Here is a 9433-nt window from a genome sequence, read left to right as displayed (position 1 = left end):
CAATGGTTGACCTCAGCTGGGCCATGGCCCTGCTGCCGCTCGCTGGCGCTGGCTTTGGAGTCGGGTTCCTCGTCGGCCTGACGGGAGTCGGCGGTGGCGCACTGATGACGCCGCTACTCATCTCGACCTTCGGCGTTCCCCCGGCGGTCGCCGTCGGCACTGACTTGCTCTATGCCTCGGTGACCAAGACGGTGGGCGGGTGGCGCCACCATGTGGCCGAGAATGTCGATTGGCCGATCGTGCTGCGCTTAGCCGCGGGCAGCATCCCGGCGGCCCTCCTCGTGCTCGCGGTCATGGCGTTCATTCCTTTCGACACCGCCGTCATGGCTGGATGGATTCGCTACGGCCTCGCCTTCGCGCTGCCGGTCAGCGCCATCGCATCGTGCTCTATCCCATCTTGATGAAGGGACACATCGGCGACAGCGCGACCGGCACGGTGCCGCCGCGCACCGTTCCCACGGTGCTGTTCGGCGCGGCGCTTGGCTTGCTCGTGACTCTGACATCGGTCGGCGCCGGCGCATCGGCGTGGTGGTGCTGGCCTTCCTGTTTCCCGCGCTGCCGGCCAAGCGCATCGTCGGGTCCGACATCGCCCATGCGGTACCGCTGACGCTGGTCGCCGGTGCCGGCCATCTCGGGCTCGGCCATGTCGATCCGGGTGTTCTGGTGGCGCTGCTCTGCGGGTCGATCCCTGGCATCCTCATCGGCACGCGGCTCGCCGGCGTCGCGCCGGAGTGGCTCTTGCGGCCGCTGCTGGCGCTGACACTGTGCTACGCGGCTTACGCCCTACTCAGCAAATAGACCGCCTTACGCGACCTTCTCGAGACCGCCGAGCGCCTCGTCGATATTGCGTTTGGCCGCGGCTAGCGCCTCGTCCCGGTTGAGGGAAAGCGTGAGCAGGGGCGATTGGGCGAGAATGGGAAGGTTGGCCCGCGTCGGATGCACGGCCGCGCACCAGTTCGACCACTCGTGCCGCAACTGGATCTCGTAGCCGCGATATTCCGGCCGCTCGCCAGCCGTCTGGTTCGTCAGGTCGTCAAGCATGGGCATGCTCCGTAAAGCGTGCCCCCCGAATGCTGAGTGTTAAACGCCGATTGTGGTCCGGAGGTTTCACCCGCTTTGTGGCAACAAAGCGCACGAAACAGGCAGAATCCGCCGTTAAGGTTGAGGCGGCTTCAGGCAAGATTTTCGGGAAAACTGGTGCCGCCGCTCAGGATTGAACTGAGGACCTCGTCATTACCAATGACGCGCTCTACCACTGAGCTACGGCGGCGAATTGAGACCGGTGAATCGGCTCGGGAGGCGAAACCCTCGAAGCTTTCGGGCGGCCTCGCGTGCGGCGCGCAAACTGCCATAGGGCGGCAGCCGGTGCAAGCCGCGTGCGACGCCAGGCCAAGCTGCGGGCAACGCCAGAACAAGTCACGTTCGGGGGCCTTCGCGCCGGGGCCGCACATGATATATGACGCCCCTGATGACGGAGCCGAAGGACGACAGTAGCAACCGCGGGAAGCCGAAGGCGGGCGACGCAGCGGCCGAGGCCCGCCGTGCCCGGCTGGAGCAGGAACTTCGCGCTAACCTGTTGAAACGCAAGGCGCAAAGCCGCGCCCGAAAAGCCCCGCAATCGTCCCCCAAAGAGGGGGGACAGACCTAAGCCTAGGAGAGTAGACTGGCTGCCCGCCGCCCTACCGAGGGAACTAGTGGGGCGGCCGAACGGGGAATTTGCCGGCGCGAGGGATCTTGATCGCGCGAGGGAGCCAACATCGTCATGGATCGTATCCGCATTGTCGGCGGCGAGCGCTTGAGCGGCACCATACCCATCAGTGGTGCCAAGAACGCCGCGCTGCCCTGATGATCGCCAGCCTGCTCACCCGTGAGACGCTGACGCTCCACGGCGTGCCGCGCCTCGCCGACGTCACGCTGCTCGGCCGCATCCTCGGCAATCACGGCGTGGACATTACCATTGCCGGCAAGCGCGTCGGCCAGAGCACCAGCGACGGCCAGACCTTCCGCCTGACCGCGGCCGAGATCGTCGACACCACGGCGCCTTATGAGATGGTCGCGCGCATGCGGGCGAGCTTTTGGGTGCTGGCGCCGATCCTGGCCCGCTGCGGCGAGGCCACGGTGTCCTTGCCCGGCGGCTGCGCCATCGGCACGCGGCCCGTCGATCTTCATCTCACGGCGCTGCAAGCGCTCGGCGCCGATATCGAGCTCGACGGCGGCTATGTCATCGCCAAGGCCCCGAAAGGCCTGATCGGCGGCCGCATCCATCTCGGCAAGGTCTCCGTCGGCGCCACCCATAATGCCCTGATGGCGGCCGTGCTCGCCCGCGGCGACACGGTGATCGAGAATGCGGCCCGCGAGCCCGAGGTCGCCGATCTCGCCACCTGTCTCGTGGAGATGGGCGCGAAGATCGAAGGCATCGGCACCGCCACCCTGAATATCCAGGGCGTGCCGTCGCTCCATGCGGCCGAGCATGCCGTGCTCCCCGACCGCATCGAGACGGGAACTTATGCCATGGCCGCCGCCATCACCGGCGGCGACGTGTTCCTCGAAGGCGCCCGTGGCGACCTGTTGCACGAGGCGCTTCAGCTCCTGCGCGGTAGCGGCGTCGAGGTCGAGGAGAGCGACGCCGGCATCCGCGTGGCACGGAACGGCCATGGTCTCGATGCGGTCAACGTCGAGACCCAGCCCTTCCCCGGTTTTCCGACCGATCTCCAGGCCCAGCTCATGGCGCTGATGTGCACGGCGCGCGGCGTCTCCGAGGTGCGTGAGACCATTTTCGAGAACCGTTTCATGCATGTGCAGGAACTGGCCCGGCTCGGCGCCCGCATCGATCTCAAGGGCGATACCGCGCTGGTCCACGGCGTGAACGGCCTGCGCGGGGCGCAGGTCATGGCCACCGATCTGCGCGCTTCCGTGTCGCTGATCATCGCCGGGCTCGCCGCCCAAGGCGAGACCCTGATCGGCCGCGTCTATCATCTCGACCGCGGTTTCGACCGCATCGAGGAGAAGTTGCGGTCTTGCGGCGCCCAGATCGAGCGGCTTTCCGGCTAGCGTCTCCTGGGTTATGCATTCTCCTCAATCCCGGCGCATGGACCCCCATGCGAGAGAGGCTGCCTTTTTGACCATGACCCCACTCAAGCTGCTCGCCCTCGATGAAGAAGACCTCGCGGTCGTGTCGTCCCATCTTCAGGACGCCGTCGTCCGCGTCGGCGACATGGCGTATCTGCCATCGCAGAAGCGCTTCGCCGCGGTCCTCAATCGGTTCGACTGGGAGCGGGCGGCCGGCGGGAAGGCCGAGGACTACCGGCGGCGCCGCACCGCGCTCAGATTCGACCGGGTGCTGAGCGCCAAGCACAAGGATCTCCGTCCGCACGTCCCCGATCGCGTGCTGTCGCTGCTCGCCATTCGCTTCGAGGCGACCGATGCGCCGAGTGGCCGCGTCACGCTCGACTTCTCCGGCGACGTCACCGTCCAACTCGAGGTGGAATGTCTCGAGGTGGAGCTGCGCGATCTCGGACCGGCCTGGCCCACGCGCCACAAGCCGGAGCATCCGGGCCAAACCAGTGCCGGCGAACAAGAGGCGGCCGGTGAAGATGCCGCAGCCAGCGCGGAAGACGCCGGCGCGTCGGGCGCATAGGAATCCCTGTCATGGCTCAAAGGCTCGATACGCGCGATCGCGATTTCGAGGCGCGCTTCACCGCGCTTCTCGGCGAGAAGCGGGAGAGCGCCGCCGACGTCAATGACGCGGTCGCCAAGATCATCGCGCGCGTGCGCGAGGAGGGCGATGCCGCGCTGATCGATCTCACGCGGCAATTCGATCGCCTCGATCTTAACGAGACCGGCATCGCCGTCTCGGCGGACGAGGTCGACGCCGCCCGCGCGCAAGTGGACGACGCGACCTTTGCCGCGCTCGAGCTGGCGAATGCGCGCATTCTCGATCATCACAGCCGCCAGCGTCCCGGCGACGACCGCTACACCGACGACCGCGGAGTCGATATCGGCCAGCGCTGGACGCCAGTCGCCTCGGCCGGACTTTATGTGCCGGGTGGCACGGCGAGCTATCCGAGCTCGGTGTTGATGAATGCAGTTCCCGCCAAGGTCGCGGGCGTGAAACGCCTCGTCATGGTGGTGCCGAGCCGCCGCGGCGAGTTGAACCCGCTGGTGCTGGTGGCCGCCAAGCTTGCCGGCGTCGACGAGATCTATCGCATTGGCGGTGCGCAGGCCGTCGCCGCGCTCGCTTTCGGCACGGAGACCATCAAGCCAGTGGTCAAGATCGTCGGCCCCGGCAACGCCTATGTGGCCGCGGCCAAGCGGCAAGTGTTCGGCCAGGTCGGCATCGACATGGTGGCCGGCCCGTCCGAGGTCGTGGTCATCGCCGACGCCGAGAACGACCCGGCCTGGATCGCCGCCGACCTTCTCGCCCAGGCCGAGCATGACGCCGCCGCCCAGTCGATCCTCATCACCGACGATGCGGCCTTCGCCGATGCCGTGATCGAAGCGGTCGAGAGCCAACTCGCCACGCTGCCGCGCGCCGAGACCGCCCGCGCCAGTTGGGACGACTTCGGCGCCGTGATCCTGGTGGCAAGCTTGGACGAGGCGCCCGCGCTCGCCGACCGTCTCGCGCCCGAGCATTTGGAGATCGCCACCGGCAACGCCGATGAACTCACCGCGAAGGTCAGCGATGCCGGCGCCATCTTCGTCGGCCGCTACACGCCAGAGGTGATCGGCGACTACGTGGCTGGCACCAACCACGTACTGCCCACCGCGCGCAGCGCCCGCTTCGCCTCGGGGCTCGGCGTGCTCGACTTCATGAAGCGCACCTCCATTCTCAAGCTCGATGCCGACAGCCTCAAGGCGCTCGGGCCCTCCGCCATGTCTTTGGCCCGGGCCGAAGGCCTCGAGGCCCACCGGCGCTCCGTCTCCATTCGCTTGAATTTGCCGGAATAGATATGACCGACGACGCGCCAGAGAACGAGCAAGACAACGAAGCGGAAGACCGGTCCTGGGCCGAGGACGCGCGTCTCGTCGAGGTGACGCTCGATGAGGCCTCGCTCGGCCGCGACAATTCCGAGGTCGAGCACGAGCGCGAGGTCGCCATCTTCGATCTTCTCGAGAAGAACAAGTTCAAGCTGGAGGGCCATGAAGGCACGGGCCCCTATACGCTGCACCTGTCGCTCGCCGACAATCGCCTCGTCTTCTCGGTGAACGACGCCGAGCGCGCGCCGTTGCAGCATGTGATGCTGTCGCTGTCGCCCTTCCGGCGCATCGTCAAGGACTACTTCCTCATCTGCGACAGCTATTACGCCGCCATCAAGACCCAGCCCGCCTCTAAGATCGAGGCCATCGACATGGGCCGCCGCGGGCTGCACGACGAGGGCAGCCATCTCCTTATGGAGCGGCTACGCGGCAAGATCGCCGTCGACATCGCCACGGCAAGACGCCTGTTCACGCTGCTCTGCGCGCTGCACTGGAAGGGCTGATGGGTGGGCGATAGGGGCGACCTGCCAGGCGCCGTGCTCTTCGCCTGCAGCCGCAACGCCGTCCGCTCGCCCATGGCCGCCGCCATTCTCAAATATCTCGCCGGCAATCGCGTCTATGTGGAATCCGCCGGCGTGCGCCCGGGCGAGCCGGACCCTTTCGCCATCGCCGTGATGGAGGAGATCGGCATCGACATGTCGCGCCATGTTCCGGTGTCGATCGCCGATCTGCACGACACCTCTTTCGATCTCATCGTCACCTTGGCGCCCGAGGCCCATCACGCGGCCCTCGATCTCGCCCATGCCTACGCCATCGACGTGGAGTATTGGCCGACGCCGGACCCGACGCTGTCGACCGGCAGCCGCGAGCAGATTCTCGACGCCTATCGCATCGTGCGCGATCGGCTGTTTGCCAAGATCAAACAACGCTTCCCGGTGGCGGGGGCGCCGAGCGTCTAGTCTTCTCGCGCCGGCGCCTTTAGCTGATGACTTTCTTCAGTTCGTCGAAGGTCATGACCGGGGCGATCTCATGCACGTTGAGGTCGGTCCACGGCTCGTAGAGCTTCATGATCGCCGCGGCGTCGTCCGCCTCGAAGATCGCCCAGGTCTCCTGCATGGTCAGCGAGATCCAGGCGCCGAGCAGCTTGGCGCCTTTCGGCTCGACGATGCCTTGCTCCTTGAAGCGCGCGAGGCTCTCGTCGCGGTTGTCGGGGTCAATGGTCACGTAGCAAACGAACAGCATGGGGTTTCTCCGGTGATTTCATGTGAAGCCGCGCTGCCTCAGCCCGACCAATCAGAGGGAATTTACGGCACCTCTGTTAAAGAAATTCGGCTATCGCCTGCCTTGGCGACATTGATCGCGAAAGACAGATCTGTGGGCAGTGATGCGCTGAAAGAGGGTCCGTGATCCCACGGGCCCTCCCGCCGAGACAAGACTCCGCCGCCATTTGTCCCTAGGTTAGGGCCGCCTTGCGCCATTTTTGGCGACAATTGGGGCTCTAGCCTGCTCGAAGGGAAAAGTTTTGCGACGTATCTTGATTGGCCTTGCGATTCTCGCAGTCATCGGCGCCGGACTCGTCTTCATCGCGCCGCTGTTCATCTCCACCGACGCATTGTGGAAAAAGGCCTTGGCCCAAGTGGAATCGACCACGGGCTACCGCGTGCGCGTCGACGGCCCCATCAAGATCGCGCTCTTTCCCTCCCTCGATCTCGTGGCGTCAGATGTCGGCATCGCCCAACCGGCGGCGGGCGGCCCGGCCGAGTTCGCCACGGCGCGGAATGTGCGATTCGGTCTGGTGCTGAGCGGCTTGTTGACCGGCAAGGTGCAGTTCACCGAGATGACGCTCGTCGATCCGGTCGTCAAACTGCCGCTGCCCCAGGGAGCGGAACCGGAGGGCGCGGCGCCGGAGCCGCCGCGGCTGATGCGCCCGAGCCGGCCGGCACGATGCAGCAACTCACCCTGGACAAGCTGCATGTCCGCAACGGCACCGTCATTCTGCCCGAGTCCGACGGCGCCCCCGGCAAGCGGGTCACCGGCCTCGATCTCGACGCGACGCTTCCGCATGCCGACGGCCCGCTCACCTTCGAGGCCTCGGGCAGCTATGACGGTGACCGGGTGGCGGCGTCGGGTTCGATCGGCAGCTTCGCGCAGCTCCTCGCCGGCGGGCCGTCGTCGGTCAAGCTGGCGCTCCGATCTCCGGACCTTCTCCCCGACGGCGCCACGATCGACGGCGCGGCGACCTATAAGGACGGCACGCTGACGCTGGCGGAATTCGCCGCCCGGTCAGGCGCCCATACGCTCTCCGGCAACGCCACCTACGCCGACGACACCCTGACGATCGCGCAAGGGAGCTTCGACAAGACTCCCTTTGCCGGCCGGGCGAAGCTTGCCGACGGCGCCCTGACCGTCGCCGTCAACGCCGCCATCGACGGCAAGCCGGTCGGGATCACGGGCGCGCTGAACCAGATCGACCAGTTTTTCGCCGGCGGCGAGGCGCCGCTCGCACTGAAGGTCGCTGCGCCCGATTATCTTCCGGCTGGCGCGGATCTGTCCGGCACCGCCACATATAAAGACGGCGCCTTCGCGCTACCCCGGTTCACCGCGGCCTCGGGCGCGGACACGCTGTCCGGTGCGGCGCTCTACAAGGACGACGCCCTGTCGCTGAGCGGTTTCACGGCGAAGCTCGGAGAGCGGACGATCGCCGGCGATGCCACCTATAAGGACGATGCGGTGATCCTCGACGTCACCGTGACCGAGGACGGCAAGCCGGCGAAGATCGCGGGCTCGGTCACGGCCATCGACAAGCTCCTCGGCGGCGAGCCGGCGCCGATCAAGATCACCATCGATGCACCGGACCGTCTGCCGGCCCCCGCTTCCGTCGACGGCGCGGCCTACTACAAGGACGACACGCTAGTTTTGACCGGCTTCACCGCCGTCTCCGGCCCATACCGGCTGACCGGCAACGGCACATATAAAGACGACATCCTGGTTCTCGATCCCATCACCGCCGCGACCGGCGAGCAGACCGTGTCGGGCGCGATGACCGCCAATCTCGCGGGCGACGTGCCGACCATCACCGCGACCCTTAACGCGACCTCCACAGGGCAAGCCAAGGATGCCGCGCCGCCGCCGGAGCAGACGGTCCCGGCCGAGAAAGCCAAGACCCCGGCGCCCCCAACGGGGGGCAATCCCTTGGCGGCGCCGCCCGGCAGCGAGACGGAGATTGCCATCGCCCCGCCCGCCGCCGGCATCCCGGCAGCGGAAGCGCCCGCATCCGAGGCGCCCGCGTCCAAGGCGCCTGCGCCCAAGCCGGCGGCCAAGCCCGGCACGCGAGACAGCGGTTTCGGCTGGCGCGCGGAGAAGATCGGCGTCTTGGCCCTGAAGGGCGTCAATGCCGACATCACCCTGACGCTCGATCAAGCGGTCCATGAGGGCATCCGCATCGGCGCCGCCACGGTCAAGGCGACGCTTGCCGGCGGCAAGCTCACGATCGCCGCGCCGGACCTCAAGGCCTATGGCGGCGGCGGCTCCTTGAACCTCGTGATCGATGCGAGCGGGCCGGCGCCGGCCTATAGCCTCAAGCTCGCGCTCGCCGGTCTCGACGCCTATCCGTTTTTGCGCGATGTCGCCGACTTCACCACCATCGAGGGCAAGGCGGCGCTCGATGCCGATCTCGCCGCCAGCGGCGACAGCGAGCGGGCCATGGTGTCGAGCCTCAACGGCTCGGCGAGTTTCAACTTCACCGACGGTGCGCTGCGCGGGCTCAACGTCGCCAACATGCTGCGCACCCTGACCACCGGCATCCTCACCGGCTGGCAGTTCAAGCAGGAAGCCAAGACCGTCTTCAACAAATTCGGCGCCAGCTTCAAGATCGCTAGCGGTCAGGCGGTCACCGACGATTTGCGGCTCTTGGGGCCGCTGGTCTCCGTCGGCGGCGCCGGCACCGTCGACATCCCGGCGCAGCGCCTCAAGTTCCGCGTCAATCCGTTCATGCTGGCGAGCGTCGAAGGGCAAAGCGGCAAGAACAACATGCTGGGCTTCCCCGTGCCTATCGCTGTCGCCGGTCCGTGGGACAATCCGGCGATCTATCCGGACATCGTCGGCGTGCTCGAAAATCCGGTCGCCGCGTATAGTCAGCTCAACGCGCTCGGTGGCGGCTTGATCTCCATGCCGACCAATCTGCTCGGCATCGATACGGGCGACGGCGGTCTCGTGGAGAAGAGCGTGGCCGTCCCGACGGCGATCACCAAAGGCGTGCTCGGCGGCATCGGTCAGGTGCTCGGCGTCAAGAAGAAGGACGGGGCCGCGCCGCAAGGCCAAGCCGTGGCGCCGCAAGGTGAGACCGCGCCGCCTGTGCCGGGCGAGACCGCCGCGCCGGCGTCCGGCGACGCCGCGCCGGCCGAGGCCGAGGCCCCCGCTGCCGCGCAGGCGCCGCCGCCGAAGCGGCGCCCCCGCC

At 67.1% G+C, this 9433-nt stretch carries 9 protein-coding genes, 1 tRNA gene and 2 pseudogenes; 9 read left to right on the top strand and 3 right to left on the bottom strand.

The window, feature by feature from the left end; all coding sequences use genetic code 11:
• The first annotated feature begins 2 nt into the window (after positions 1-2).
• A complete protein-coding gene (locus tag AUC69_RS18930) occupies positions 3-401 on the top strand; it encodes a TSUP family transporter (protein ID WP_204377259.1) in 399 nt (132 codons plus the stop codon).
• Between the two features lie 124 nt (positions 402-525).
• Positions 526-798, top strand: coding sequence for a TSUP family transporter (locus AUC69_RS18925; RefSeq protein WP_204377258.1), 273 nt, complete (start codon positions 526-528; stop codon positions 796-798).
• Positions 799-804: 6 nt separating this feature from the next.
• Here the strand turns inward: AUC69_RS18925 and AUC69_RS03810 are convergent, their stop codons facing one another.
• Both AUC69_RS03810 and AUC69_RS03805 read right to left on the bottom strand, forming a co-directional pair.
• Positions 805-1041, bottom strand: a complete 237-nt coding sequence (locus AUC69_RS03810; RefSeq protein ID WP_141700572.1) for a hypothetical protein — start codon at positions 1039-1041, stop codon at positions 805-807.
• A gap of 154 nt (positions 1042-1195) precedes the next feature.
• Positions 1196-1270, bottom strand: a tRNA-Thr gene (locus AUC69_RS03805).
• 492 nt (positions 1271-1762) lie between these two features.
• On the opposite strand from AUC69_RS03805, the pseudogene murA reads away from it, so the two are divergent.
• The 5 genes and pseudogenes from murA to AUC69_RS03775 all read left to right on the top strand — a co-directional run bounded on the left by murA (position 1763) and on the right by AUC69_RS03775 (position 5936).
• A pseudogene (murA, locus tag AUC69_RS03795) lies at positions 1763-3051 on the top strand (UDP-N-acetylglucosamine 1-carboxyvinyltransferase).
• 73 nt (positions 3052-3124) lie between these two features.
• Positions 3125-3637: a DUF2948 family protein gene (locus AUC69_RS03790; protein ID WP_069440978.1), complete on the top strand. Its 513-nt coding sequence runs from the start codon at positions 3125-3127 to the stop codon at positions 3635-3637.
• 11 nt (positions 3638-3648) lie between these two features.
• The gene (hisD, locus tag AUC69_RS03785; protein WP_069440977.1) at positions 3649-4947 is read left to right on the top strand and encodes a histidinol dehydrogenase; all 1299 of its coding nucleotides are present in this window, start codon (positions 3649-3651) and stop codon (positions 4945-4947) included.
• A 2-nt stretch (positions 4948-4949) separates the two neighbouring features.
• The gene (locus AUC69_RS03780; RefSeq protein WP_083239066.1) at positions 4950-5480 is read left to right on the top strand and encodes a UPF0262 family protein; all 531 of its coding nucleotides are present in this window, start codon (positions 4950-4952) and stop codon (positions 5478-5480) included.
• Positions 5481-5483: 3 nt separating this feature from the next.
• Positions 5484-5936: an arsenate reductase ArsC gene (locus tag AUC69_RS03775; protein WP_083239065.1), complete on the top strand. Its 453-nt coding sequence runs from the start codon at positions 5484-5486 to the stop codon at positions 5934-5936.
• 19 nt (positions 5937-5955) lie between these two features.
• On the opposite strand, the gene AUC69_RS03770 is transcribed toward AUC69_RS03775, so the two are convergent.
• Positions 5956-6219: a DUF3303 domain-containing protein gene (locus AUC69_RS03770; RefSeq protein WP_069440976.1), complete on the bottom strand. Its 264-nt coding sequence runs from the start codon at positions 6217-6219 to the stop codon at positions 5956-5958.
• 238 nt (positions 6220-6457) lie between these two features.
• On the opposite strand from AUC69_RS03770, the pseudogene AUC69_RS19860 reads away from it, so the two are divergent.
• A pseudogene (locus AUC69_RS19860) lies at positions 6458-6784 on the top strand (hypothetical protein); the annotation flags it as partial.
• Positions 6785-6921: 137 nt separating this feature from the next.
• Positions 6922-9433, top strand: a 2512-nt coding sequence (locus tag AUC69_RS03760) for an AsmA family protein (protein ID WP_069440974.1), incomplete at its 3' end; no start/stop codon positions are given.

Origin of the sequence: Methyloceanibacter superfactus (genome assembly GCF_001723305.1) — a bacterium.
Taxonomy (GTDB): Bacteria; Pseudomonadota; Alphaproteobacteria; order Rhizobiales; family Methyloligellaceae; genus Methyloceanibacter; species Methyloceanibacter superfactus.
The sequence above is the reverse complement of the archived record's forward strand: the minus strand, read 5'-3'. Positions and strand labels throughout refer to the sequence as shown.